The organism is Streptomyces sp. NPDC059866 (genome assembly GCF_042731325.1).
Lineage (GTDB): Bacteria > Actinomycetota > Actinomycetes > Streptomycetales > Streptomycetaceae > Streptomyces > Streptomyces flavusporus.
On record NZ_JBHWJT010000002.1, the window covers coordinates 402,438 to 428,768 of the forward strand.

Consider the following 26,331-nt stretch of genomic DNA (forward strand, 5'->3'; position numbering starts at 1 on the left):
CGAACGTATGCCTAGCTGAAGGCCTTGCCAAGACCATCGTCGTCAACCCGCGGAGTCGGTCGTGTTTCACACTCCTGTGGGTGATCGACAGGGTTCTCAGGAGGTGAGCCCGGCCACCCGGAGGGCGTGCACGAGATCCCAGTGCCGGTCGTCGGAGACGCCCTGCGCGGCCTCCAGCAGGAGCGGTACGAGGGTCTGCGGGTCCGGCTCGGCGCTGCGGGCCGCCTCCTCCGGGGTGCGGACGCGGACGTAGGCGTCGAGCAGCGCACGGACCTCGCGGCGGCGGCCCTCGATGGCCAGGGCGAGCACGGACCGGCCGATCTCGGCGGCGGGCCGGGCCACACCCTGCCGGAGCATCTGCTCCCCGTCGGCGGTCCGGCCCGCCGCGACCAGTGCGTCGGCGGCGGCGACGAGCCGGTCGGCGGGCAGTGAGGCGGCCTCCCACAGCAGCGTCGCCCAGTCGGCGCCGAGCCCGGCGCGCTCCATCTCGGCGGCGAGCAGCGGGAAGCGTGCGGCGGGCCAGTACGCGGCCTCGACCAGCAGGACGTGCGCCTCACCGCTGCGCCCCTCGCCGCGCAGCCGCACCAGCGTCTCGACGATCCCGGTGGTCTCCCGCCGCGCCGCCGCGTCCAGCGGTTCGGCCTGCGGCTGCGACCGCTCGGCCGGCTCGGCGGCGGCACCCGCGAAGCGGGCTCCGCGCGGGGTACGACCGGAAGCGGCGGCCGGCGCGGGTGCCTCCGGCGGTACGACGGAGGGGGTGGCCTCTTCCTCGGCCATGCCGGCGAAGCGCGCGCTGCCACGGCGGCGTTTGCGCTGCTTGGGGGTGGGGTGGGGGTCAGGCGGGGCGGGGGCCGGGGCGGCAGGGGTGGTGGGGGTCTGGTCGAAGGGGGTGGGCTGCGGGGCTGGGGCGGAATGCGGGGCGGCGGCGGCCGGGGCGAAGCCGGTGGGCTGGGCGGACGGGGCGGGGGCCGGGTGGCCGGAGACGGAGTACGGGGCCGGGTGGCCGGAGGTGGGGTATGGGGACGGGGCCGGCCGCGGGCGGGTCGGGGTCTGGGAGCCGTACGGGTCGCTCCCGGCGTGCAGCACAGGGCCCTCCCCTGCGTTCCGCGGCCGGATCGCCTGCCCCCCGTGCATCTGACCGCCCACCGCCCGTCGCTCCAACTCCTCCATGCGGGACCGGAGTTCGGCACACCGTGCGGTCGCGCGTTCATGGTCGTCGCGGGCCCAGGCGAGGTCCATGCGGATGGCGTCGGCGTCCTGCCGGGTGGTGGCGGTATGGAGCAACCGCCCCAGTTCGGCGAGCCGTTCGGCGGCGTAGCGCTGCTCGCGGAGCATGACGTCGAGCCGGTCCCCGAGGGCGTCCCGGCCGCCGAGCGTGGCGTCGTACGCGAGGAGTGCGGCGGCGTGCAGGGAGCGGGCCTGCTCCTTCTCCGGGCCGGCAACACCGGGGCCGTACTCCGCGGCGAGGTCCTGCAGCAACGCCTCCACGACGTCCCACGGCGGCACTTCACGCCCGTCGAGGCAGGCCCGCATGCCCCCGGGGTCGCGCTGCCAGAACACGGCACACCACCCGCCGCCCTGATCCAGGCGCGTCACCAGGCCGTCCAGGTAGTTCGCGAACTCCCGCACCTGACCGGGGAGTTGATCCACTGTCATCGCTCAACCCCCGCAAGACCGGAGCACTCCGGTTCCGTAGACAACACCAGCCGTGTTACAGGCTCGCTACGGGGAGTTTTCAGAGGGGACGCGGAAGCCTCAGATCACCCGGATCCCGCCAGTGACATCACGCCACTGCCGGCGTACACGCTCCGGCCAGTTCGTCCATCGACAGACCCAGGGCCCCGGCCAGCGCGGCCACCGTGAAGAAGGCCGGCGTCGGGGCACGGCCGGTCTCGATCTTGCGGAGCGTCTCCGCGGAGATGCCCGCGTTCGCCGCGACGTCCGCCATGCTGCGGCCGCCGCGGGCCTCACGCAGCAGCCGTCCGAGCCGCTCGCCGCGTTCGCGTTCTTCCGGGGTCAATGGGGTGCGTACCATGCCGCCATTCTAATACCGGTATAGTAATTGGCATGGTTGAGCTGAAGACGGACACATCGATCGACGCCATGCACGAGGCGGGCCGGATCGTCGGGCGGGCACTGACCGCCGTACGGGCGGCTGCGGACGTCGGCGTCTCCCTGCTGGAGCTGGACGAGGTGGCCCGCGAGGTGCTGCGCGAGGCCGGGGCGACCTCCCCCTTCCTCGGTTACCGCCCTTCGTTCGCGCCCACGCCCTTTCCCGCCGTCATCTGCGCCTCGGTGAACGACGCGATCGTGCACGGCATCCCGACCCGCCACCGTCTGCGCGACGGCGACCTGGTCTCCATCGACTGCGGCGCCGAACTGAACGGCTGGGCCGGCGACTCGGCGATCAGCTTCGTCGTGGGCACGCCCCGCGCGGCCGACCTACGACTGATCGACACCGCCGAGAGGGCCCTGAACGCCGGCATCGAGGCGGCGGTCGTCGGCAACCGCATCGGCGACATCGCCCACGCCATCGGCTCGGTGTGCCGCGCGGCCGGCTACGGCATCCCGGACGGCTTCGGCGGCCACGGCATCGGCCGCCGCATGCACGAGGACCCCCCGGTCCCGAACGAGGGCCGCCCCGGCCGCGGCCTCCCCCTGCGCCACGGCATGGTCCTGGCCATCGAGCCGATGCTGACCGCCGGCGGCAAGGACGACTACCACGCGGCCCCCGACGGCTGGACCCTCCGCACCAACGACGGCTCCCGCGCGGCCCACGCGGAACACACGGTGGCGATCACGGAGGCGGGACCTCGCATCCTCACGGCAAGGTGAGCAGGGGCGCGGGGAACTGCGCGAACGACCACACACGACCCGCACGCGCACGACACGAGCGGGCCCCCACGGAACCGTAGGCGCCCGAACATGCCGCCCACCCCCGATCGTGCCAGGGTGTTAGAAGCGCCCCCACGCATAGCCGCGCAGCGCACGGGCACTCGTGCCCCCCCCCGGCATGTCGAGCAGCGAAACGGAACTGAGATGACCAGCGGCTTCCCCGGCCCCGAGGGCTTCGACTCAGACCCCTTCGGCGAGTTCCTGGCCCGCTTCTTCGGCGGCCCACGCCCCGGCCCACGCCAGATCAACATCGGCCAGCTGCTCAGCCAGCCGGCCAGGGAACTCGTACGCGGCGCCGCCCAGTACGCCGCCGAGCACGGCAGCCGGGACCTGGACACCCAGCACCTGCTGCGGGCCGCGCTCGCCACGGAGCCGACCCGGAGTCTGCTCAGCCGGGCCGGCGCGGACCCCGACTCGCTGGCGACGGAGATCGACGAGCGGTCGGGCCCGGTCCAGCACCCGCAGGGCGAGGTCCCGCCGCCGACGTCGCTCTCCCTCACGCCGGCCGCCAAGCGGGCCCTGCTGGACGCGCACGACCTGGCCCGGGCGCGCGGCACCGGTTACATCGGCCCGGAGCACGTGCTCAGCGCCCTCGCCGCGAACCCCGACTCGGCCGCCGGGCACATCCTCAATGCGGCCCGTTTCGCCCCCTCCGGTCTGCCGCCCGAGACCCCCGACGCCACCCAGCCCCGCCCCGGCACCGACCAACGGCCGCGCGTCGACACGGGCACCCCCACGCTCGACAAGTACGGCCGCGACCTCACCGACCTCGCCCGCCAGGGCCGTATCGACCCGGTGATCGGGCGGGAGGAGGAGATCGAGCAGACCGTCGAGGTGCTTTCCCGGCGCGGCAAGAACAACCCGGTGCTGATCGGCGACGCGGGCGTCGGCAAGACCGCGATCGTGGAGGGCCTGGCCCAGCGGATCGCCGACGGCGACGTGCCCGACGTGCTCAGTGGCCGCCGGGTCTTCGCGCTGGACCTGGCCGCTGTGGTCGCCGGCACCCGCTACCGGGGGGACTTCGAGGAGCGGCTGAACAACATCGTCGGCGAGATCCGCACGCACTCGGACCAACTGATCGTCTTCATCGACGAGTTGCACACCGTCGTGGGCGCCGGAGGCGGCGGCGAAGGCGGGTCCATGGACGCCGGCAACATCCTCAAGCCGGCCCTGGCCCGCGGCGAACTGCACATCGTCGGCGCGACCACGCTGGAGGAGTTCCGCCGGATCGAGAAGGACGCGGCGCTGGCCCGCCGCTTCCAGCCGGTCATGGTGCCCGAGCCGACCACCGCGGACGCGATCGAGATCCTGCGCGGTCTGCGCGACCGTTACGAGGCCCACCACCAGGTCCGCTACAGCGACGAGGCGCTCGTCGCCGCCGTGGAGCTGTCCGACCGCTATCTCACCGACCGCCGGCTGCCGGACAAGGCGATCGACCTGATCGACCAGGCCGGTGCCCGGGTACGGCTGCGCGCCCGGACGAAGGGCACGGACGTACGGACCATGGAGCGCGAGGTCGAGCAGCTGACCCGGGACAAGGACCAGGCGGTCGCCGACGAACAGTACGAGCAGGCGACGCAACTGCGCGACCGTATCGTCGAGTTGAAGCAGCGCATCGTGGAGGCCAGCGGCGAGGAGGAGGTCGACGAGGGCCAGCATCTGGAGGTCACCGCGGAGGCGATCGCGGAGGTCGTCTCACGGCAGACCGGCATCCCGGTGAGCAGCCTCACCGAGGAGGAGAAGGACCGGCTGCTCGGCCTGGAGGAGCACCTGCACGAGCGGGTCGTCGGCCAGAACGAGGCGGTGCGCGTCGTCTCCGAGGCCGTGCTGCGCTCCCGGGCCGGACTCGCGAGTCCCGACCGGCCGATCGGCAGCTTCCTCTTCCTCGGCCCGACCGGCGTCGGCAAGACCGAACTGGCCCGTGCGCTGGCCGAAGCGTTGTTCGGCAGCGAGGAGCGCATGGTCCGCCTGGACATGAGCGAGTACCAGGAAAGGCACACCGTCAGCCGTCTGATCGGCGCCCCGCCCGGCTACGTCGGGCACGAGGAGGCCGGTCAGCTCACCGAGGTCGTACGCCGGCACCCGTACTCACTGCTCCTCCTGGACGAGGTGGAGAAGGCGCACCCGGACGTCTTCAACATCCTGCTCCAGGTCCTGGACGACGGGCGGCTGACCGACTCCCAGGGCCGCACCGTCGACTTCACCAACACGGTCATCGTGATGACCAGCAACCTCGGCTCCGAGGCGATCTCCCGGGGCGGGGCCGGCATCGGCTTCGGGACGGGCGACGCCGAGGCCGACGAGAAGGCGCGACAGGAGCAGATCCTGCGGCCGCTGCGCCAGCACTTCCGGCCCGAGTTCCTCAACCGCATCGACGAGATCGTCGTCTTCCGCCAGCTGACCCACGAGCAGTTGGAACGGATCACCAACCTGCTGCTGGACAAGACCCGCCGCCTGCTGCGGGCCCAGGGCGTCTCGGTCGACTTCACCGACGCGGCCGTCGACTGGCTCTCCGAGCGCGGCTACCAGCCCGAGTACGGCGCCCGCCCGCTGCGCCGCACGATCCAGAGGGAGGTCGACAACCAGCTCTCGCGGATGCTTCTGGACGGCCGGGTCGGCGAGGGCGGCCGGGTGACCGTGGACATGGAGGACGGGCGGCTCGCCTTCCGTACGGAGGACTTGCCGCCCGCTCCCGAGCTGTGAACGCTACGACGCCGGTCGCACCACCATCGCCGAGCCGCCGCCCCGCCGTACCTTCTCGGCGGCGGCCAGCCACTTGCCGTCCGGCAGCCGCTGCACAGCCGTGGTCGCGCCGATCTCGGGGTTGAGCCGGAAGCCGTGCCCGAGGGACTCCAGCCGCGCCTTCAACGGGCTGTCGTACAGGCCCGGTTCGAGCTCGGTGGTGGTCTGGTTGCGCTGACTTGCGCGCGGCGCGGCGATCGCGTCGACGAGCGGCAGCCCGCGGTCGAGGAAGCCGGTCAGGGTCTGCAGCACGGTGGTGATGATGGTCGCGCCGCCGGGCGAACCCAGCGCCACCACCGGCCTGTCGTGCCGGTCGAGCACGATCGTCGGCGAGATCGACGACCGCGGCCGCTTGCCCGGACCGGGCAGGTTCGGGTCGTGCACGGCCGGGTCGGCCGGGGCGAAGGAGAAGTCGGTCAGCTCGTTGTTGAGGATGAACCCGCGGCCGGGGACCGTGATGCCGCTGCCGCCGGTCTGCTCGATGGTGAGGGTGTAGGCGACGACGTTGCCCCACTTGTCGGCCACCGTCAGATGAGTGGTGTTCTCGCCCTCGTACGTCGTCGGCGCCGCCTTTCCACCGGTGGCACAGGCCACCGGGTCGCGCGGGTCGCCGGGCGCGAGCGGGCTGGTGAGCACGGCGTCGTCCTTGATGAGGCACGCGCGGGAGTCGGCGTAGCGCTGGGAGAGCAGTTCCTGCGTCGGTACGTCCTCGAAGGCGGGGTCGCCGACCCAGCGCCCGCGGTCGGCGAACGCGATCCGGCTCGCCTCGATGTGGCGGTGCAGGTACTGGATGTCGCTCGCCTTCGAAAGGTCGGTGCTCTCCAGGATGTTGAGGGCTTCGCCGACGGTGGTGCCGCCGGAGGAGGAAGGGGCGATGGAGTGGACGCCGAGGCCGCGGTACGTGGTCTTCGTGGGCGCCTGGAGCTTGGCCTCGTAGGCCGCCAGGTCCTTCTCGGCCAGTTCGCCGGGGCGGGCGTTCCAGCCCGAAGCCGGGTCCACCGGCGGCTTGTTGACGGTGTCGACGATGTCGTCGCCGATGTCGCCGCGGTAGATCGCGCCGACGCCCTTCCTGCCCAGCTCCGCGTAGGTGCGGGCGAGGTCGGGGTTCTTGAAGGTGGAGCCGACGACGGGGAGTTCGCCGTTCGGCAGGAACAGCTCGGCGGTGTCGGGGAAGTAGCGGAACCGGGTCTCGTTGGCGGCGGTCTGCGCGCGGAAGGTGGCGTCGACGGTGAAGCCGTCGCGGGCCAGCCGCTCGGCGGGCGCGAGCAGGGTGGCGAGCCGCTTGCTGCCCCACTTGTCGAGCGCCGTCCGCCAGGTGGCGGGCGTGCCGGGGGTGCCGACGCCGAGGCCGCTGCTGACGGCGTCGGCGAGGGCGAGCGGCTTGCCGTTCTCCAGGAAGAGGTCCGAGTCGGCGGTCAGCGGCGCGGTCTCGCGGCCGTCGATGGTCCGCACGGTACGGGACCTGGCGTCGTAGTAGACGAAGTAGCCGCCTCCGCCGATGCCGGCGGAGTAGGGCTCGGTGACGCCCAGTGCGGCGGCGGTGGCGACGGCCGCGTCGACGGCGTTGCCGCCCTTCCTCAGCACCTCGATCCCGGCCGCGGAGGCGTCCGCGTCGACGCTCGCGACCGCACCGCCGTGGCCGACGGCGACCGGGACCTTCTCGGCCGGTGCCGTCGTGGGGGCCGGGGGCGCCGCGGCCCCCACCGCCACCACGGCGGTGGACACCGCCAGGACCGTCAGTTTCCGCACGACAGGGCGACGCATCCGCACCTCCAGTCAGGAACCGGTTCGCGCAGCCTAATCCATTGCCATGCCCCCGTCAGGATCACACACCTGCGCGTCGGCCTCACCTCGAACACGGTTTCCCCGCGCCCGCTACCATGCGCGCCCATGAATGACGACGTGCGCAACATCGTCCTGGGCGTGATCGCGGCAGCCATCAGCGCCGGGCTGGGCTGGATCGCCCGTACCTACCTGTGGAAGCGGAAGCTCCGCCGCAAGCAGGAGTTCCTCGGGCTGCCGAAGAACTCCGAGTCACTGCTCGTCGTCAACCGCGATCCGGCCGCCTCCGAGCCCGCGGTCCACCGGTTCGACGTGTTCGCCCTGCTGGAACTCGCCGCACTGATCAAGGACTGCGGAGCGAACGTGCAGATGGTGACCCAGGACAACGTCCAGCAGGGCTTCGGCGAACGCACCGAGTTCTGCGTCGGCGGTCCCGGTTCCAACCGGCGCATGCTGGCCCATATGGCGGCCATGCTGCCCGGCATACGCGTCAACATCGACCCGGAACCGGGCCCGGACCGGGGCGCCTTCCAGATCGGCAGCGAGCGCTACCGCGTGGAGGCCGGTGTCACGGAGTACGTGCTGCTGGCCCGGCTGACCGCGGGCGAGCGGCGCGAGGCACGCCCGGTGTTCCTCTTCTGCGGGCAGCGCGCGATCACCAACCAGGCCGCTACCCGCTACCTCGCCCGCAACCATGAGCGGCTGGCCCGCAAGCACGGCGCCAAGTCCTTCGTCCTGCTGCTCAAGGTCGTCAACTCACAGGCCTACGGCCCGGACGTCGTCGAGCTGGTCGCCGACGTGACCCGGGCCGCACAGGCTCCCCTGCCGTCCACGGAGGCCGCCGCTCCGCCACGGAACTCACACCGCGCCCCCTGAATGCAGCCGCCTCGGCGGCGTCAGCGCCTCCTCCAGGTGGGCGAGCACCCGTAGGTGGTACGCCCGTGCCGCCCACCCCAGGCTGATGTTGTGCCCGGCGCCCGGCAGCCGCTCCACCAGGACGCGGGGCGCGCCCGTGAACCGTCCGGCGAGGTCGGCCAGGTCGTCGTCGGTGGTGCGCCACCAGGCCTCGTGCTCGGCGAAGGTCAGCCGTACCGGTACCCCCACCCGGGGCAGCAAGGTGTCGGAGAGCCGGGGCCAGTCCCTGACCCCCTCGGCCTCGCGGCGCGGCATCGGCGCCACCACCCGCCCGCTCGCCAGGAAGGTGCCCGGCGGATACAGCGTCAACGGGCCCCAGTTCAAGCGTCGTTGCCGTACGCCGTGCAGTTGGGCGAGGCTGCCCGGGTCGACGGCGAACCGGTGGCCGATCCCGGCCACGTCCACGGCGAGAAGGCTCTCGAGGGACCCGTCGGCGGCCAGGTGCAGGGCCAGTTTTCCACCGTACGAGTGACCCACGAGCAGCACACCGGCACCGGTCGGACACCGCTCGCCGAACTCCATGATCGCCGAGCTCACCGTCACCGCCTGCTCGGCGAGCGTCTGCCCGTCCGGGAGCCGGGCGGCCGAGTGGCCGTAGCCGGGGCGGTCCAGGGCGAGCACGGTGAAACCGAGCCGCGCCCCCAACGCGAGCAGGGACAGGTCGGGATGCGCCTGCCCGTCGAAGTAGCCCGCGCTCATACCGCCGCCGTGCAGGGCGACCACGGTCGCCCGGGGCGCACTCCGCTCCGGCTCGGCCAGCAGCCCGGACAGGGAGACGCCCGCTGCGTCGAGCGTGATCGGCCGCACCTCGGCGGACATCGCTGCCGCCGGCTGTTCCGAGGCCGGCAGGACTTCCGTCACCACGCCTCCTTTCTCATCGCCCCATGTGCTGGACGCGTCCAGCCTGCGGGCCGCTCCATGACCCCGCAAGGCGGGCCGAGTTCAGGCCTGCGTCCGGTTTGCAGGCTCCCGCGGCACTGTGTATGGCCGGGTCGGACGCACATCGGAGATCTTCAACGCTCAATCGTTACTGCCACGTAACTTACCGATGGGTTACCTGCGGTAAGTGGTCCCGGTTACCGTCGGGTCACTTTCACTGACACGAGTGAGGAGTGGCCCGTGGGACTGCCTCGCAAGGCCCTGCGTACGACCGCCGTGGGCGCCGTCTCCGCGACCCTGGTCGCCGGTAGCGCCCTCGGGCTCGCCCCCGCCGCCCAGGCGGCCCCGAACAGCGTCCGCTTCGTCGACGTCACCGGCGACGGCGGCACCGTCCTCAAGGCGAACGTCGCCACTCCCCCGGGCGCCGGCGCCGGTGACCGCTATCCGCTGCTCGTCCTGCCCACCAGCTGGGGCCTGCCCCAGGTCGAGTACCTCGCCCAGGCCCAGAAGCTCGCCGACGCCGGGTACGTCGTGGTCAGTTACAACGTGCGCGGCTTCTGGCAGTCCGGTGGACACATCGAGGTCGCCGGACCGCCCGACATCGCCGACGCGTCCAGGGTCATCGACTGGGCGCTCGCCAACACCCCGGCCGACGCCGGGCGCATCGGCATGGCGGGCGTCTCGTACGGGGCCGGCATCAGCCTGCTCGCCGCCGCGCACGACAAGCGGGTCAGGGCGGTCGCCGCACTCAGCGGCTGGGCCGACCTGATCGACTCGATCTACTCCGGCCGCACTCAGCACTCCCAGGCCACCGCCCTGCTGAACGGCGCGGGCACGCTCACCGGCCGTCCCAGCCCCGAACTCCAGCAGATCTTCAAGGATTTCTTCGCCTCCAATCTGGACCGGGAGGACGAGATGATCGCCTGGGGGAAGAAACGTTCCCCCGCGGCCTACGTCGACCGTTTCAACGCCAACGGCACCGCAGTCATGCTCGCCAACGCCTGGGGCGACACGATCTTCCCGCCCAACCAGTACGCGGACTTCTACGAGAAGTTGACCGTCCCCAAGAGGCTTCAGCTGCGCCCCGGCGACCACGCCACCGCCGAGGTGACGGGACTGTTCGGGCTGCCCAACGACGTGTGGACCGACACCGGGCGCTGGTTCGACCACCACCTCAAGGGCGCGGACAACGGCATCGACCGTGAACAGCCGGTCCGCCTCAAGTCCCGTTCCGGGGGCGGCTACGAGGACTACCCGGACTGGAAGTCGGTCACCGCGACGAGCCGGAAGATCGCCCTCGCGGACACCACCACGATCCACACGAACGTCAACTCCGGGGCGGACGGCGGGATCATCTTCCTGTCGAGCATCCTCGACCAGGTCGCCCAGGTCCCCCCGATGGCCTCGATCCCCCTGCTCCCGCGCCGCTGGGCCGCCGTCTGGCAGTCGGAGAAGTACGCCACCACCCAGCACGTGCGCGGTACGGCGAAGCTGCACACGACCATCACGCCCACCAAGGAGAGCGGAACCCTCGTCGCACACCTCTACGACGTGGGCCCGCTCGGCCTCGGCAAGCTGGTCAGCAACGCGCCGTACACCTTCCACGGGCGAACGCCCGGCAAGCCGTTCGGCGTCGACCTGGAGCTGTTCTCCACGGCCTACGACGTCCCGGCAGGGCACCGTCTCGCCCTGGTCGTCGACACGGTCGACCCGCTCTATATCGAGCACAACCCGTCCGGCGGGCGGCTGACCTTCTCCTCGCCGCCGAACGACCCGTCGTACGTGTCGATTCCGCTGCGCGAGCAGTGATCTGCGGCCGCTGCCGGGCGGGCCTGGCTCGGGGTACTGCTGCCCCCTACGGGATGAACGGCACATAGTAGTCGAGGTGCGCAGCGACGGCCCGGCCGGTGCGGCAGGGCAGGGACCCGGCCTCCGGCCGGTCGGCGGACACAGGTTCGGACCGGGTCAACGAGCCGGTGTCGAACAGCAGATGGGGGCGGGAGCCGGTCCCCCGCTCGGTGCGGGTGGGTCAGGACTCGGCGACCTCCGCGTACAGCTGGGACAGCTCCGGCACACCATGCGCGGCCCACTCGTGACCGGAGGCCACCACGTCGAACTCGCGGCCGGACTCCAGCCGCACCACCGGCTGGCCGTCGGGCCAGATCTCCCAGGCCGCGCCCGGCACCGTGCGCACGATGACGGTGCCCAGATACAGACCGGCGTCGTTGCCCAGCCAGGGCAGGATCTCCTCGTCGTCCCGCCAGCGCGGCAGCAGCTGGTCGAGCGCCTCCAACGAGGCTGACGTGTCGTCGAGTCGGACACCCGCCCGGCCCGCCTGGGAGCGGAGCAGCTCGCACTCGGCCAGGAGCTCGGCGATGCCCGTGGGGTCGGGGATCGGGGGCCGCTGGCGGCGGTGGCCGAGGAAAGGGATGTTCATACGTCCAGCCTGTCATTCGCACCCGCGTGCGCACCACAGGCGCGCGGGTGATCGTGTCCGGTCGTCCGGGCGGTTTCATGCAGTGTTCGCTCATGGTTCGTTGACCGGCCCGCTGCCTCCTTTCTAGCTTCCCGTGCGTCGTTCGTCTCAGTCCGGAGCAGGCCGGAGCAGGCCGGAGCAGTCCGGAGCAGGCCGGAGCAGGCCGGAGCAGGCCGGTCAGTGCGGTCGGTCCGGTCGGTCCGGATCACCGGAGAACAGGGAGGGTCGGTTGGTACGCCGAGGTGTCCGGGGGCTCGCAGCCGTCCTCATCCTCTTCGGATCCCTGCTGCTCACGACCTCCGCACAGGCCACCGTCGAGGAGACATCCGCGCCACTGCCGCTGGAGCAGCTCTTCGACAACACGGCCGTCAGCGAGGACACCAGCCCCGCCGAAGCCGACTTCGACGGCTCAGGTGCCTCCCTCTCCGCCCAGGACCTCGACGCCGCGGGCTGGACGCCGGGGCGCGCGCTGACCGTGCAGGGCGCCACGCTGACCTGGCCGGACCGGGCGGCGGGCGAGCCCGACAACGTCCGGGCCGACGGCCAGAGCGTGTGGCTGGACGGCACCGGCGACGCGCTCGCCTTCCTGGTGGCGAGCACCGCCGGCGACGAGGTCACCGGCTCGGGCACGGTCGCGTACGCCGACGGGAGCCGGTCGGCGTATGTGCTCGGCGCGCCCGACTGGCGCCGGGGCCCGCTCGCCACCAAGGCGGTGGCCCTCCCCCACGTCAACACACCCGGCGGCCAACTCGCCGAGAAGGCACGGCTGTACGTCGTGACCGTGCCGATCGTGCCGGGGCGCGCGCTCGCCTCCGTGCAGCTGCCCCGCGCGACCGACCTGCATGTGTTCGCCCTGTCGGTGCGGACGGCCGCGCCCGGCTGGACGGGCAGCTGGGCGACGGCGACGTCCGGTTACCAGGCCGTGGGGCCGTGGACCGACCGGACGCTGCGGCTGGTGGTGCACACCTCGGCGGGCGGGCCGATGGTGCGGCTGCGCTTCGACAACACCTTCGCAGCGGCTCCGGTACGGATCGGGAGCGCGACGGTGGCCGTGCAGCGGGCGGGCGCGACGGCGCGGGGCACGCCGGTGCCGGTGACCTTCGGGAGGGCGGCGGGCGTCGAGGTCCCGGCCGGGGCGCAGGTGTACAGCGACCCGCTCGCCTTCGACGTGCCCGCCGACACCAACCTGCTGGTCAGCTTTCATCTGCCGGGGACGGTTCCGGCGGCGCCCGTGCACCGGCTCGCGCAGCAGCGGTCGTATCTGAGCGGACCGGGCGACCACGCCGCGGACGGCTCGGCGTCGGCGTACGCCACGGTCCTGACGAACTGGCCGCTGCTGACCGGGGTGGACGTCGGCGGCGGGCCCGGGTCGGTGGTGATGCTCGGCGACTCGATCACCGACGGCGACAGGTCCACGGTGGACGCCAACCGGCGCTGGCCCGATGTGCTGGCCGCCCGACTGCATTCACAGGACCTGGTCCCGCACTACGGGGTGCTCAACCAGGGCATCGGCGGCAACCGTGTGGTCACCGACCGCTACCCGGGAGACGGGGTCTCCCGGGATACGGGCGGGGTGAGCGCGCTCAACCGGCTCGACCGGGACGTACACGCCCAGACGTCGGTGCGTACGCTGATCGCCTTCGAGGGCGTCAACGACCTGCTGTCGGGCTCGACCGCGGACGAGGTGACGGCCGGGCTCCAGGAGATCGCGGACCGCGCGCACGCACGGGGACTTCGCGTGCTGGCGGGCACACTCCTGCCGTGCGGCGGCCAGGCCGGGTGCACGGCGGCCGTGGAAGCCGAGCGGACCGCCGTCAACGCGTGGCTCCGGGACACCGACGTCTTCGACGGGGTGCTGGACCTCGACGCGGTGCTACGGGACCCGCAGCAGCCGACGCGGCTGGCTCCAGCCTACGACAGCGGGGACCACCTGCACCCGAACGACGCGGGGCTCGCGGCGCTCGCGCACTCGGTGGACCTGACGCTGCTGTGAGGGCGGACAGGCCCTACACGTTCAGGTCGACCACGACCGGCGCATGGTCCGAGGCGCCCTTGCCCTTGCGCTCCTCCCGGTCCACGTACGCGTCCTTGACCGCCGTCGCGAACGGCTCGTTGCCGTACACCAGGTCGATCCGCATACCGCGGTTCTTGGGGAAGCAGAGCTGGCGATAGTCCCAGTACGTGAAGGGGTGCTCGTACTTCAGGGGGCGCGGGACCACGTCGGACAGGCCCGTCTCGCGCAGCGAGGCCAGGGCGGCGCGCTCGGCGGGGGTGACGTGGGTGCTGTTCTCGAACACGGCCACGTCGTAGACGTCGTCGTCCGTCGGAGCCACGTTGTAGTCGCCCAGCACGGCGAACGGGCGGCTGCCGCCCGCGTCGCCCGCGACGGCTGCCTTCAGGGCCTCGAACCACTGGAGCTTGTAGGCGTAGTGGGGGTGCTCCACCTCACGGCCGTTCGGCACGTACACCGACCAGAGGCGGACCGGGCCGCAGGTCGCGGAGATGGCGCGGGGCTCCACCACGCCGTCGAAGCCGGGGTCGCCGGGCAGGCCCTTGACGACGTCCTCGAGGCCGACGCGGGAGAGCACCGCCACGCCGTTCCACCGGCCGGTGGCGTGGACCGCGGACTCGTAGCCCAGCTCGCGCAGCTGCTCGAAGGGGAACTGCTCCTCGGCGACCTTGGCCTCCTGCAGGCAGAGCACATCGGTGCCGCTGCTCTCCAGCCAGGCCAGCAGCCTCGGAAGGCGGGCGGTGATCGAGTTGACGTTCCAGGTCGCGATGCGCATGCCTCACAACGTACCGGGTGGGTCCGACAACGCGGCCCGCCCTGTCGTCGTCACAGCTCCGCCGAGGCTCCGGGCGCCAGCCGCAGGTGCTCCGCGCCGCCCAGGGCGCCGATCTGGTTGTCGTAGATCGGGCGGGCGAGGTCGGTGAGGAGGGCGTCGTGGATGTCGTAGGCGCGCTGCGGCCCGACCTCGCGGACGTAGTCGATGACCTCGGAGATCTTGTTCCACGGGGCCATGACCGGCAGCATCAGCGTCTCCACCGGCCGGCCGGGGACCGTGAGGGCGTCGCCGGGGTGGAAGACCCGGCCGCCGTCGATCAGATAGCCGACGTTGGTGATGCGCGGGATGTCCGGGTGGATCACCGCGTGGAGTTCACCGTGCACCTGGACGTCGAAGCCCGCCGCGGTGAACGTGTCGCCGTGGCCGACGGTGTGGACGCGGCCCGGGAACGCCGCCGAGATCTTCTCCGCGACGGACCTGAGCGTCCAGATCTCGGCGGCCGGGTCGGCCTCCATGGCGGCTCGCAGCCGCTCCTCGTCGAAGTGGTCGGGGTGCTCGTGTGTGACGAGGATCGCGTCCGCGCCGACCGCGGCGTCCGCCTCACTGAATCCGCCGGGGTCGAGAACGAGCGTCTGCCCGTCCTTCTCGAGCCGGACGCACGCGTGCGACTTCTTCGTGAGCTTCATGGGTCCATCCTGCCCCGGTCCGGCGCTGCGGGCCTCGGCCGCCGACCGGCCCGGGCTCACTCCTGGGGCGTGGTTTCCTCCCTGATGACCTGCTGGGCCACCTTGAACGCACTGTTCGCCGCCGGTACGCCGCAGTAGACGGCCGTCTGGAGCAGCACCTCCTTGATCTCGGCCGGGGTGAGGCCGTTGCGCAGGGCGGCGCGGACATGGAAGGCGAGCTCGTCCAGGTGACCGCCCGCGACCAGGGCGGTGAGAGTGATGCAGCTGCGGGTACGGCGGTCCAGGCCGGGCCGGCCCCAGATCTCGCCCCAGGCGTAGCGGGTGATGAACTCCTGGAAGTCCCCCGAGAACTCGTCGGCCTGCGCCAGCGCGCGGTCGACGTGCGCGTCGCCGAGCACCTCACGGCGCACCTTGATCCCGGCGTCGTACGGGTCCGGCCGTCCCGCGCCCAGCGGTTCCGCGGCGGCCGGGGCGATCTCGGCGATGGGCGCGGACTGCGCCGGCACCGCGGCGAGGACCGGCTTGACGGGGGCCGCCGCGATGGCCATCTGGCCGGTGGCGTCGAAGCCGGGCTGCCAGGCGGTGGAGAAGTGGGTGACCAGCAGGTCCGTGACCGCCGCTGGCTGTTCCACGGGAACCAGGTGGGAGGCGCCGGGTACGACGGCGAGACGCGCGTCCGGTATGCCGGCGACCAGCGTACGGGCCTCGGCGGGGCCGGTGACCTGGTCCTCCGAGCCGACCAGGACCAGCGTCGGCACACCCACGCGGCCGAGTTCCGGCCGTACGTCGAACGTGGCGAGTGCCTCGCAGGCGGCGATGTAGCAGCCGGGGTCGGTGGTGCGCACCATCTGCACCGCCCACTCGGTGATCGCCGGCTGGGCGGCGGCGAACCCGGCGGTGAACCAGCGGTCGGGTGCGGTACGGGCGATCGGGTCGAGCCCGTTCGTCCGCACGATCACGCCGCGCTGGCGGAACTCGTCGGCCGTGCCGAAGCGCGGCGAGGCGGCGATCACCGCGAGCGAGGCGAGGCGCTCGGGGTGGCGCAGGGCCAGTTCGACGCCGACCGCGGCGCCGAGAGCGCAGCCCGCGTAGCCGAAACGCTGCACGCCCAGAGCCTCGAGCGTGGCGAGCAGCCGGTCGGTGAGGTCGGAGACGGAGCCCGCGGGGTAGGCGGGGGCGCCGCCGTGTCCGGGCAGGTCGAACCGGAAGACCCGCCACTGCTTGGTCAGCTCCGGGACCTGCCGGTCCCACATGTGCCATGTGGTACCCAGTGAGGGACCCAAGATCAGGACCGGAGCGTCTTCTGGCCCGTCGAAGCGGTATTGCAGGGTGTTCGGTGGTGTCTCACTCACCCGCCTGAGCCTCTCATCTGTCACGACAGCCCCTATGAGCGGGGTGCTGACCGTAGCTGTTTTACCAGGTAGAAGACCTCCCGGGCCGCATAGCGTTTGAGACAACGGGCGATTTCGCGCCGGGTCTTGCCCTCCTTGATCCGGCGCTCGTAGTAGTCCTGAGTGCGCGGGTCGACCCGCAGACGGGTGAACACGATGCGATGGAGCACGGCATTGGCCTGCCGGTCGCCGCCACGGTTGAGGCGCCGGTACTGCCTGCGTCCTGAGGAGCGCTCGACGGGACTGACCCCGCACAGCGCGGCGAAGGATGCCTCGCTGCCCAGGCGCTCCGGGTTGTCGCCCACCGTGATCAGCAAGGCGACGGCCGTGTCCGGACCGATCCCCACCACGTCGAGCAGCTGCGGGGCATGGCATTTCACGAGCCGGGCCAGACGATCGTCCAGCTCCCCGATCTGCTCGGAGAGCTGTCGGATCCGGCAAGCCAGCAGACCCAGCGTGATCCGAGTGGCCTGCAGCACCCCCGCTTCACCGCCCTCTTCCTGGCTGCTCGCGTTGGTGAACCGCGCACAGGTCCGGAAGAGTTCGGCATTGCCCAGTCCGGTCAGTTCTTCCCGCAAGGCGGGGTCGGCAGTAATGAGAACGGACTTGAGCTGGTTGATGGCCTGGGTGCGGGCTTTGACGGCCGACGCCTTCGTGAGTTTGTACATTCTCGCGATCTGCACCGGCCCGTCGCCCGCTTTGGCCCTGGCGCGGGCTCGCCCGCTCAATACGGCTCGCGCCGCGTTCTGGGCATCGAGCGGATCCGATTTGCCACGCCGACGGCGATCTGCCCGGTCCATCCGGTTCACGTCAAACACGTCTATGCCCTGGGTCAGCAGATAGCGCGACAGGGACGCCCCGTAGGAGCCGGTCCCCTCCACTCCGGCCCGCCTCACGGTTCCTGACTTCCTGGCCCACTTCAGCAGATCGCGGTATCCAGCCGCGGTGGCCGGGAACTCTTCGGTGGCGAGCACTGTCCCCGTCACGGAGAGCACCGCAGCCGCATGGGCATCCCGGTGCGTGTCCACTCCCAGCACCACCTCCCCACAGGGCGACGACGGGTCTGCGGAGCAGGCGGCGTACTGGACATGCCCGTTCCCCTTCCGGTCCGATAGCGCGTCGCGTTGCCGGTACCGGGCCGCGTCGGGCGGTCAGAATCGTGAGGACGCCACAACGAACGGCAGGCCCCTGTCGGGACACGCCCCGCCGGCCCGGCACCGACAACGCACCATCCCCAGCCAACGGCCGACACTGTGTAATTCAGACACTCTGGTCAAAGGTGTCATGAGTCAGACCTCGGACCCGGGACAGCACTCACCCATCCTCCCGCCCGTCACAGCATCCCCATCCAGAAACACTGAACGTGCTCAGTCCCAGCCCTAGGCACATCCTGGTTCTGACTCCGGCCGATCGTTTTGCGGCACAGAAGCCGACATCTTGGTTCAGGTTGCTGCAACGAGCGGTGCGGCTTCTCCACGGCTGCGTGCGCCACGAGACAGGGCACCAACGTGCGGGCATTCGGGCCGATACGCAGCGGGTGGCCCAGCGGCAGCGCCGCCCGCTGCGGGCAGTCGAGACGTTCGCAGACGCCGCAGCAGGATCGAGGAGCGGACCTCGCCGCTGAGGAACGCTGAGGCACCCAGCCAGCACCTGCCCGGCGGGAGCCTCAGCGACCATCACGTGTCACTGCCCCTATGACGGGGGTGGTGAGGATGTGGGTCGGATCAGGTGAACCGCAGCGCGCGCCGGGCTTCGGGCACCGTGCCGGTCACCGTCGTGCCTGAGCCGGGCGCGCACGTCGGTCAGGTCGCCGCCGCCGTGCCTTACGGGTTGTCACCGATCCGCACCGCATCCGGTCGTAGTCATGCACGGCACTGGTGTTGCCGGCTCCGGCACCGTTCCCCCCTTGAGATCAGGACTTCATGAGTCAGTCATCCCACGCGTCCAGCGCTTGGTACCGGCCGATGCTCGCCCGTCATGCCGGCGAGGATCACCGCACGGCCAGTGCGCTGGAGTTGTTCTTCGACCTCTGTTTCGTCGTCGCCGTGGCGCAGGCGTCCTCGGCGTTCGAGCACGAGATCGTCGCGGGCCGTACGCTGCACGGCCTGCTCGGCTACGCTCTCGTGTTCTTCGCGATCTGGTGGGCCTGGATGAACTTCACCTGGTTCGCCTCCGCCTACGACACGGACGACGTGCCGTACCGTCTCCTGACTCTCGTCCAGATCACGGGCGCCCTGTTCATGGCGGCAGGCACCACCCAGGCTCTGGAGCACGGCGACTTCACGGTCATCACCTGGGGTTATGTCGTGATGCGGCTGGCCATGGTCAGTCAGTGGCTGCGCGCCGCGTACACGGACCGAAAGCGCCGACGGTCCGCGCTGCGGTACGCGGTGGGAATCCTCGTTCTCCAGATCGGCTGGCTGGTCCGGCTGCTCCTCCCGCACGACGGTGGCACCGTCTCCTTCGTCGTCCTCGCGATCGGTGAACTCGCGGTGCCGGTCTGGGCCGAGCGTGCGATAGGCACCACCTGGCACCCGCAGCACATAGCCGAGCGCTACGGCCTGTTCACCCTGATCGTGCTCGGCGAGTCCGTCATGGCCGCCGGCCTGGCCGTCCGTGCCGCCCTGGACACCCACAAGGAACTCGGCTCCGTCCTGGTCATCGCGCTGGGTGGGGTGCTGACCGTCTTCGCACTCTGGTGGCTGTACTTCGCCCAGGATGCGCCGCGCCGCCTCAGAACCCAGTCCACGGCCATGTTGTGGGGGTACGGGCACTACGTGGTGTTCGCGGCCGCGGCTGCCGTGGGTGCGGGGCTGGCGGTCAACGTTGCCCACGTCACCCACCAGCACGCTCTCACCGATGTCCAAGCCGCAGCCACGTACACGCTGCCCGTCGCCCTGTTCATCACCTGTGTGTGGCTGCTGCACCGACGGGCCGCGCAGCCGTCCGGCAAGGCCAACGTGCTGCCCCCTGTCGCGGCGCTCGCCGTCCTCGCCACCACGTTCACGGCGACGTACGCCGTGCTGTTCACCGGCGTCATCGCGTCGCTGCTGATCGGGACGCATCTCGTCGCCGCACGACGCGAAGCCGTCGAACGCTGACCGTTCGCGCACTGACCGTTCGCGCCCCGCCGCGGCGGGGCGCGGCCGTCAGGCGCGGTCCTCGGGCGCGACGTAGTCGAAGGTCGGGCCCACGACCTGTCCGTCCTCGTCCTGCATGGCCATCAGGTTCTGCGCCTGTCCCTTGATCGCGTACATCGTGCCCACCGAGATGCCCAGCATCGCCGGGTTGCCGTTGAACGCCTGCTCCAGTTGTTCCAGCATCTTGCAGTACGTCTTGTTGAACGCCCCCTGCGCGCTGCGGATCGCACTGCCCTCGGGGTGATCCTCCAGCCGAGGGTTGGGGCGCAACGGGCGAACTCCCGCCGGGTCGACGGTGACCGCTTCCCCGGTGGGTCCGGACGCGGGCGTGTCACCGGGCTGATAACGCCGGCCCAGGGCCAGTTCCTGGAACCGGTAGTAGTGGGACACCGCCTTGGTCTCGGGGTGGAACAGGTCCATGTCCCCGTCCCAGACCTCGGCTCGGGCCGCGCCCTCACCCTGCTCGACGATCTCCTTCAGCGCGGCGAGCGCCGAGTCGAGGTCCGTGACCGGGCTGAGGTGGCCCGCGGTGTGGGCGAACGGGCCGCCGGCGACCTGGCGGGCGGGGTCGCCGGTGAAGACCTGGTCCTCACCGAGTTCGGCGCACAGGTGGCGCAGCCCCTTCTCGATCGCGTCGTAGAACTGTCCGATGGTCTCGTAGTTGTCGTCCTCGGCCGGATCGCCGGGATGCGCCGGCTGTTCGAGTCGGAGGAACATGTCGAGGGCCTCCTTGCCGAAGGGCAGCAGGGCCAGTTCGATGGACGGATCGGCATGCGGCATGGTCCGCGGGTGCGGCGGCAGCAGGTGCGGTGCGTCGAGGCGGGGCTGTCCACCGACGGCGTTGAGCAGGTTCGCCACCAGCGCGAGGTGAATCATCTCCTCGACGAAGACACCGCTGATGAGTTGCGCGGCGTCCGGGTTCCGCTCGGCGTCGAGGGAGTACAGGGCGGTGAGGTAGGGCGGAAGGGTGGCGTGCTCAACTTCGATGGCCCACTGCAGGTGCGTACGCAGGTCCTGCAACGTTGCGATGCCTGTCGCTGAAACGGTGTCAAAGTTGTCGGGCCGGGCCTGGGACATGGGTCAGGGGCTCACTTTCGAGTCGTCGTCGCAAGGGCGGAGGGTCCGGAGCCGTCGACGGCCGAACGGCGGCGTCGTCACGTCGAAGACGGAGCTGTTCTCACGCCGCCCGAAGGATGGACAGGGCTCCTTGCAGTCAACTCACTGACAGGGCAGGCAAAGTATCTGTGACATCCGGCGCCCCTCAGCACACCGGCGGTGACGCACGGTAGGTGTGAGATAGTGTTTTTTCCATCGGGCCGGAATGGGCGAGGCAACACTTTTCCGGCTCGCGCGCAGCAGCGCGGGCGCCCACCCTCCTGGCCCAGGTTTCCACCCTCCACACTCTTCGGAGGCGCAGCACTCACTCGCGAGCGCCCTCGACATTCCTGTCGCCCCGGGGAGTTGCCCATGAAAGGTGAGTCTCATGGCCGAGCTGTTCTACGACGCCGACGCCGACCTGTCCGTCATCCAGGGCCGCAAGGTCGCGGTCATCGGTTACGGCAGCCAGGGCCACGCCCACGCGCTGTCGCTGCGTGACTCGGGTGTCGACGTGCGTGTCGGTCTGCACGAGGGCTCCAAGTCCAAGGCCAAGGCCGAGGAGCAGGGCCTGCGCGTGGTGACGCCCGCGGAGGCCGCCGCCGAGGCCGACGTCATCATGATCCTGGTGCCGGACCCGATCCAGGCCCAGGTCTACGAGGAGTCCATCGCCCCGAACCTGAAGGACGGCGACGCGCTGTTCTTCGGCCACGGCTTCAACATCCGCTTCGGCTTCATCAAGCCCCCGGCCGGCGTGGACGTCTGCATGGTCGCCCCCAAGGGCCCGGGCCACCTGGTGCGCCGTCAGTACGAGGAGGGCCGCGGCGTTCCCTGCATCGCCGCCGTCGAGCAGGACGCGAGCGGCAACGCCTTCGCGCTGGCCCTGTCGTACGCCAAGGGCATCGGGGGCACCCGGGCCGGCGTCATCAGAACGACGTTCACCGAGGAGACCGAGACCGACCTGTTCGGTGAGCAGGCCGTCCTCGCCGGAGGTGTCAGTGCCTTGGTGAAGGCGGGCTTCGAGACACTGACCGAGGCGGGCTACCAGCCGGAGATCGCCTACTTCGAGTGCCTGCACGAGCTGAAGCTGATCGTGGACCTCATGTACGAGGGCGGCCTGGAGAAGATGCGCTGGTCGATCTCCGAGACCGCCGAGTGGGGCGACTACGTCACCGGTCCGCGGATCATCACCGACGCCACCAAGGCCGAGATGAAGAAGGTCCTCGCCGAGATCCAGGACGGCACGTTCGCCCAGGCCTGGATGGACGAGTACCACGGCGGTCTGAAGAAGTACAACGAGTACAAGCAGCAGGACTCCGAGCACCTGCTGGAGACCACCGGCAAGGAGCTGCGCAAGCTCATGAGCTGGGTCGACGAAGGGGCGTGAGTCCTCGGTCGGTGGCTGACGGGCCCCGCGATCCGGAGTGCTGCCTCCGCCCGGTTCGGTCCGGACGGAGGCAGCACGGTCGGGGGAGGGCAGCGGGGACTTGGCTCCTCCCCCGGTCTGGGTGCTCCCCCAACGGGGAGGGTCAGCGCCGGTGCGGGGCCGGTCAGCCCATCTCCTCCAGCGCCTTGCCCTTCGTCTCCTTCACGAACTTCAGGACGAACGGGATGGAGAGCGCGGCGAAGAGCGTGTAGATCACGTACGTGCCGGAGAGGTTCCACTCGGCCAGCGACGGGAAGCTCGCGGTGATCGCCCAGTTGGCGATCCATTGCGCGGCGGCGGCCACGCCCAGCGCGGCGGCGCGGAACCGGCTGGGGAACATCTCGCCGAGGAAGACCCAGACGACGACACCCCAGGACAGGGCGAAGAACAGCACGAACACGTGGGCGGCGATCAGGGCGACCCAGCCCTGCGTGGCCGGCAGCTTGCCGTCGACCAGGTCGAAGGAGAACGCCCACGCCTCCAGCGCCAGGCCGATCACCATGCCGACCGAACCGATCAGGGCGAGTGGTTTGCGGCCGACGCGGTCCACGAAGATGATCGCGATCACGGTGCCGACGATGTTGATGATCGACGTCGTGAACGAGTAGAGGAACGAGTCCGTCGGGTCGACACCGACCGACTGCCACAGCGTCGAGGAGTAGTAGAACGCGACGTTGATGCCGACGAACTGCTGGAAGACCGACAGGCCGATACCGATCCAGACGATCGGCTTGAAGAAGAAGCTGCCGCCGAGCAGGTCCTTGAACCTGGACTTCTCCTCGCTGTGCATCGCGGTCTCGATCTCGATGACGCGGGCGTCGAGGTCCACGCTCTTGCCCTCGACCTCTTCGAGGATCCGGCGGGCGCGGGCGTGCTTGCCGACGGAGATCAGGAAGCGCGGCGACTCGGGGATGGTGAAGGACAGCAGGCCGTACAGGACGGCCGGGACGACCATGACGCCGAGCATGACCTGCCATGCCTCCAGGCCCATCAGCTCACCGCGCTGATCGCCGCCGGCGGCGTTCAGCAGGCCCCAGTTGACGAGCTGGGACACGGCGATGCCGACGACGATCGCGGCCTGCTGGAAGGAGCCGAGCCGGCCACGGTAGGCGGGCGGGGCGACCTCGGCGATGTAGGCGGGGCCGATCACGGAGGCCATGCCGATGGCGAAGCCGCCGACGACCCGCCAGAAGGCGAGGTCCCACAGCGTGAACGGCAGCGCGGAGCCGATGGCGCTGACGGTGAACAGGGCGGCGGCGATCTGCATGCAGCGGATACGGCCGATACGGTCGGCGATGCGGCCCGCGGTGGCGGCGCCGACGGCACAGCCGATGAGCGCGATGGCGATGACCTGTGCCAGCGCCGCGGAGCCGATGTCGTAGCGGTCCCGGATGGCCTCGACGGCGCCGTTGATGACGGCACTGTCGTAGCCGAAGAGGAAACCGCCCATCGCGGCCGCCGCCGTAATGAAGATGACGTGCCCGAGATGATCGGGCTGAGCCGCTCCGGCTCCTGACTGGGATGCCTGCGCTGTGCTGGTCACATGTACTCCTCGGGCCACCGGCAACTGTGCCGGGACGTCGCTGCCTCTCAGTGCCGTTGCGGGCACCAGGACGAAGCAGGCGGTGCGAGATTTGCTGGATGTACTGGAAGACAGCTTTCGCCCGACTTATGTGACGCATACGAGCCCAACGGCTCATGACCGACGGACGATTCCGCAGGCCGTTTCGGCTTGCCGGGTCGAGGCGCCGGCCCTTCTGACCTGCGCCTCGACCCGCCCGTGGTGACCGAGTCACCTCACGGACATGTCACACTCTCAGTCGCGCACAACGTTGGGGGCGATGTCCTCGGTGAATGCCTCACCACCGGATCGGGCGACCTTGGTGTTCTTGGTGGGGTCGACGCCGCAGAAGGCCGCTTCCAGCGTGCCCGCGAGGGCGGCGTTGACCGTGCCGTTGTTCGACGTGTTGGCCATCGACGTCATGCTGCGCTTGCCGTCGGCCGAGGTGAAGGCGTACGTGTAGTAGCCCTGCATGGTGCCGGTGTGGCCGTAGACCTTCACGCCGCAGGAAAGCGCCCTGCCCCGGAGGCCGAGGCCGTAGAACTGGGTGCCGTCCGCGTTCACCGGGACCATGCTCAGCATCTCCTGCAACTGCGGCTGGGAAACCAGCTTGCCGGAGACGACAGCGGCGAAGAACCGGTTCAGGTCCGCCGAGTTGGAGATCACGGCTCCGGCGGACTGAGCCCAGGAAACGGTCTGCTCGGTGGAGTCCACCAGCGGCAGCGTCGTGTCGTCGTCGCGCAGGTAACCCCGCGCGTGGGACCCGGTGATGGTCGTCCCCGGGTGCACGTACGAGGTGTTCCGCAAGCCCAGCGGCTGGAAGATCCGCTGCTCGTAGTGCGTGGCCATCGGCACACCCGTGATGTGCTCGATCAGTTGGCCCAGCACCACGAAGTTGGTGTTGGAGTAGCTGTAGGCGGCCCCCGGAACGACCGTCGGCTGGTGCGCGGTCGAGAGGTCGATGAGCTCTTGGAAGGAGAACACCTTGTTCCGGACTGCCTCGAAGCCCGGAACGGTGTGGTAGAACATGTCGTTCGTGAAGTCCCAGAGACCGCTGCGATGGCTCAGCAGGTGCCGCACGGTGATGCGGTCGTCCGGCAGCGGCTTGGGGAGGTAATCGTTCGCCGGCGCGTCCAGGTCGACGCGCCCCTCGGCGACGAGCTGCATCAGTACGACGGTGGTGAAACTCTTGCTGACGCTGCCGACGCGGAACCTGCGGTCCGCGTCCATCGCGGTGCCGGCCGCGGTGTCGGCCTTGCCCGAGGCGATCCGGTAGCTGGAGGCACCGAAGTCGATGCGGGTGAGCGCGCCGGGCGCCCCGTTGGCCATCGCCTGCTTCTGCACGGCGAGCACGCCCGTGATCGACGGGCTGGGAAGGTTGGTGGTGGCGGCACTCGCGGGTGTCACGGCCAAGGTGGTCATGACGGCGGTGCCTGCGAGCGCGAGGCTCACGTTTTTGATGCGCATCCGATTCTCTCTGACGTGATCGGGTGAAGACGCTGAAAGCAACTGCGAGCCGGCACCGTTCCCTACGGAAGGAATCGCTGATCCTCGGTCCTGAGGACAGTCGTGGGGCCGGAAAGTGCTGGTCAGAACCTTAGCGCACACGGTGTGCAACGATGGCAACCCCCGCCGCTGTTGGGCGGACACAAGATGTGAAGAAGGCTACGTTCATGGCGCATGCAGCAAGGGCGACCGGCGGACCGCAGGATGATCGGGCGCGAGTTCCGAGGACGGCCCCGGATCCGGGCCTGCTGGTGTCGGTGTTCGCCAATTTCCGCCAGTACCTCGCGGGTTGGGGCGGTTCGAGCCCTCGTGTGCATGGACTCGACCTGTTTCGCAGCGGACTTCTCACCCCGCAGTTCAATGGCGTGACGCGCGTGCGGTCGGCGTCCTCGATCGAGCGGTCCGCGGCTGCCGCCCGTGAGGCATTGGCGGGCCTTCCCTGGTGGTGGTGGGTCGGTGCCGACAGCCCGGACGCCACCGCCGACGCCCTGCGGCGCCAGGGCGCGGAACAACTCGCCGTACTCCCGGTGATGGTGAGGCATCTCGACCGGCCGGCCGACCCGGGCGCGGCCGTCAGTGCGGCCGGTTCGGACGACGCACCCGGCCTGCGTGTGGAGACGGTCCGGGACGGGGAACGACTGGCGGAGCTGGTCGGCACGTACCGGGCGTCGATGGGCATCTCCCCCGACCTGGAGGCCGAGATGGTGCGCACGGAGGAGCGACGCGAGGACAACGCGGACATCATCCGGTTGGCGGCGGTCGTCGACGGCCGGGTGGTCGGTTCGACGGTGGTCATCACCGCCCACGGGGTGGCCGGGATCTTCCTGGTGCATGTGGCGGAGGAGAACCGCCGGCAGGGCATCGGTACGGCGTTGACGGTGGCCGCGCTCCGGCACGGCCGGCGACGGGGGATGCACTCCGCGGCGCTCGTGGCGAGCCCGATGGGGGAACCGCTGTACCGCCGCTTCGGCTTCACCGCAGTGTCCGAGTACCGTCTGTTCGCCTTTCCGTCCTGAGCTGCCGCCCGAACGGCGCGGGAGTGGGCCGCTGT

At 70.6% G+C, this 26,331-nt stretch carries 20 protein-coding genes and 1 pseudogene; 8 read left to right on the forward strand and 13 right to left on the reverse strand.

Features of this window, described 5'->3' with window-relative positions; translation table 11 throughout:
• Positions 1-96: 96 nt before the first annotated feature.
• Both ACFV7R_RS04080 and ACFV7R_RS04085 read right to left on the reverse strand, forming a co-directional pair.
• Entirely contained in the window at positions 97-1,656 is a 1,560-nt protein-coding gene (locus ACFV7R_RS04080; protein WP_385259599.1) for a hypothetical protein, read from the reverse strand.
• Positions 1,657-1,783: 127 nt separating this feature from the next.
• Positions 1,784-2,035, reverse strand: a complete 252-nt coding sequence (locus ACFV7R_RS04085; protein WP_224738703.1) for a helix-turn-helix domain-containing protein — start codon at positions 2,033-2,035, stop codon at positions 1,784-1,786.
• Between the two features lie 32 nt (positions 2,036-2,067).
• Here ACFV7R_RS04085 and map point away from each other — a divergent pair, with 32 nt between their 5' ends.
• Positions 2,068-2,835, forward strand: coding sequence for a type I methionyl aminopeptidase (gene map / locus ACFV7R_RS04090; protein WP_385259602.1), 768 nt, complete (start codon positions 2,068-2,070; stop codon positions 2,833-2,835).
• Between the two features lie 204 nt (positions 2,836-3,039).
• Positions 3,040-5,598 (forward strand): ATP-dependent Clp protease ATP-binding subunit, encoded by a 2,559-nt coding sequence (locus tag ACFV7R_RS04095; protein ID WP_385259604.1) that lies wholly within the window; start codon positions 3,040-3,042, stop codon positions 5,596-5,598.
• A gap of 3 nt (positions 5,599-5,601) precedes the next feature.
• Here the strand turns inward: ACFV7R_RS04095 and ggt are convergent, their stop codons facing one another.
• On the reverse strand, positions 5,602-7,401 hold the full coding sequence (gene ggt / locus ACFV7R_RS04100; protein WP_385259605.1) for a gamma-glutamyltransferase: 1,800 nt from the start codon (positions 7,399-7,401) through the stop codon (positions 5,602-5,604).
• Between the two features lie 126 nt (positions 7,402-7,527).
• Between ggt and ACFV7R_RS04105 the strand changes: the two genes are divergently transcribed.
• On the forward strand, positions 7,528-8,295 hold the full coding sequence (locus tag ACFV7R_RS04105) for a hypothetical protein (protein WP_385259608.1): 768 nt from the start codon (positions 7,528-7,530) through the stop codon (positions 8,293-8,295).
• On the opposite strand, the gene ACFV7R_RS04110 is transcribed toward ACFV7R_RS04105, so the two are convergent.
• Positions 8,278-9,153: an alpha/beta hydrolase gene (locus tag ACFV7R_RS04110; protein WP_385259764.1), complete on the reverse strand. Its 876-nt coding sequence runs from the start codon at positions 9,151-9,153 to the stop codon at positions 8,278-8,280. The two genes, ACFV7R_RS04105 and ACFV7R_RS04110, sit on opposite strands and share 18 nt — an antisense overlap.
• Positions 9,154-9,453: 300 nt before the next feature.
• On the opposite strand from ACFV7R_RS04110, the gene ACFV7R_RS04115 reads away from it, so the two are divergent.
• Positions 9,454-11,022, forward strand: a complete 1,569-nt coding sequence (locus tag ACFV7R_RS04115; RefSeq protein WP_385259611.1) for a CocE/NonD family hydrolase — start codon at positions 9,454-9,456, stop codon at positions 11,020-11,022.
• A gap of 220 nt (positions 11,023-11,242) precedes the next feature.
• On the opposite strand, the gene ACFV7R_RS04120 is transcribed toward ACFV7R_RS04115, so the two are convergent.
• Complete coding sequence (locus tag ACFV7R_RS04120) at positions 11,243-11,650, reverse strand: DUF6278 family protein (RefSeq protein WP_129802838.1); 408 nt, start codon at positions 11,648-11,650, stop codon at positions 11,243-11,245.
• A 268-nt stretch (positions 11,651-11,918) separates the two neighbouring features.
• Between ACFV7R_RS04120 and ACFV7R_RS04125 the strand changes: the two genes are divergently transcribed.
• The gene (locus ACFV7R_RS04125; RefSeq protein ID WP_385259613.1) at positions 11,919-13,682 is read left to right on the forward strand and encodes a GDSL-type esterase/lipase family protein; all 1,764 of its coding nucleotides are present in this window, start codon (positions 11,919-11,921) and stop codon (positions 13,680-13,682) included.
• A 13-nt stretch (positions 13,683-13,695) separates the two neighbouring features.
• Here ACFV7R_RS04125 and ACFV7R_RS04130 read toward each other — a convergent pair whose 3' ends face one another.
• From ACFV7R_RS04130 to ACFV7R_RS04150, 5 genes and pseudogenes are all read right to left on the reverse strand, one after another.
• Complete coding sequence (locus ACFV7R_RS04130) at positions 13,696-14,475, reverse strand: exodeoxyribonuclease III (protein WP_129802840.1); 780 nt, start codon at positions 14,473-14,475, stop codon at positions 13,696-13,698.
• Positions 14,476-14,525: 50 nt separating this feature from the next.
• On the reverse strand, positions 14,526-15,161 hold the full coding sequence (locus ACFV7R_RS04135) for an MBL fold metallo-hydrolase (protein ID WP_385259614.1): 636 nt from the start codon (positions 15,159-15,161) through the stop codon (positions 14,526-14,528).
• Positions 15,162-15,217: 56 nt separating this feature from the next.
• A complete protein-coding gene (gene pcaC, locus ACFV7R_RS04140; RefSeq protein ID WP_385259616.1) occupies positions 15,218-16,513 on the reverse strand; it encodes a 4-carboxymuconolactone decarboxylase in 1,296 nt (431 codons plus the stop codon).
• Between the two features lie 32 nt (positions 16,514-16,545).
• Positions 16,546-17,580: an IS110 family transposase gene (locus ACFV7R_RS04145; RefSeq protein ID WP_385259617.1), complete on the reverse strand. Its 1,035-nt coding sequence runs from the start codon at positions 17,578-17,580 to the stop codon at positions 16,546-16,548.
• Positions 17,581-18,038: 458 nt separating this feature from the next.
• Positions 18,039-18,146: pseudogene (locus tag ACFV7R_RS04150) on the reverse strand (short-chain fatty acyl-CoA regulator family protein); the annotation flags it as partial.
• 328 nt (positions 18,147-18,474) lie between these two features.
• On the opposite strand from ACFV7R_RS04150, the gene ACFV7R_RS04155 reads away from it, so the two are divergent.
• Positions 18,475-19,653 carry a low temperature requirement protein A gene (locus ACFV7R_RS04155; protein WP_385259619.1) on the forward strand — a complete coding sequence of 393 codons (1,179 nt, stop codon included), beginning with the start codon at positions 18,475-18,477 and terminating at the stop codon, positions 19,651-19,653.
• Between the two features lie 48 nt (positions 19,654-19,701).
• Here ACFV7R_RS04155 and ACFV7R_RS04160 read toward each other — a convergent pair whose 3' ends face one another.
• A complete protein-coding gene (locus ACFV7R_RS04160) occupies positions 19,702-20,712 on the reverse strand; it encodes a ferritin-like protein (protein WP_385259621.1) in 1,011 nt (336 codons plus the stop codon).
• 463 nt (positions 20,713-21,175) lie between these two features.
• Here ACFV7R_RS04160 and ilvC point away from each other — a divergent pair, with 463 nt between their 5' ends.
• Entirely contained in the window at positions 21,176-22,174 is a 999-nt protein-coding gene (gene ilvC / locus ACFV7R_RS04165) for a ketol-acid reductoisomerase (RefSeq protein ID WP_385259623.1), read from the forward strand.
• Between the two features lie 163 nt (positions 22,175-22,337).
• On the opposite strand, the gene ACFV7R_RS04170 is transcribed toward ilvC, so the two are convergent.
• On the reverse strand, positions 22,338-23,756 hold the full coding sequence (locus ACFV7R_RS04170; RefSeq protein ID WP_385259625.1) for a sugar porter family MFS transporter: 1,419 nt from the start codon (positions 23,754-23,756) through the stop codon (positions 22,338-22,340).
• 273 nt (positions 23,757-24,029) lie between these two features.
• Positions 24,030-25,241, reverse strand: a complete 1,212-nt coding sequence (locus tag ACFV7R_RS04175; protein ID WP_385259627.1) for a serine hydrolase domain-containing protein — start codon at positions 25,239-25,241, stop codon at positions 24,030-24,032.
• Positions 25,242-25,645: 404 nt separating this feature from the next.
• Here ACFV7R_RS04175 and ACFV7R_RS04180 point away from each other — a divergent pair, with 404 nt between their 5' ends.
• Complete coding sequence (locus ACFV7R_RS04180) at positions 25,646-26,296, forward strand: GNAT family N-acetyltransferase (RefSeq protein ID WP_385259629.1); 651 nt, start codon at positions 25,646-25,648, stop codon at positions 26,294-26,296.
• The last annotated feature ends 35 nt before the right edge of the window (positions 26,297-26,331 follow it).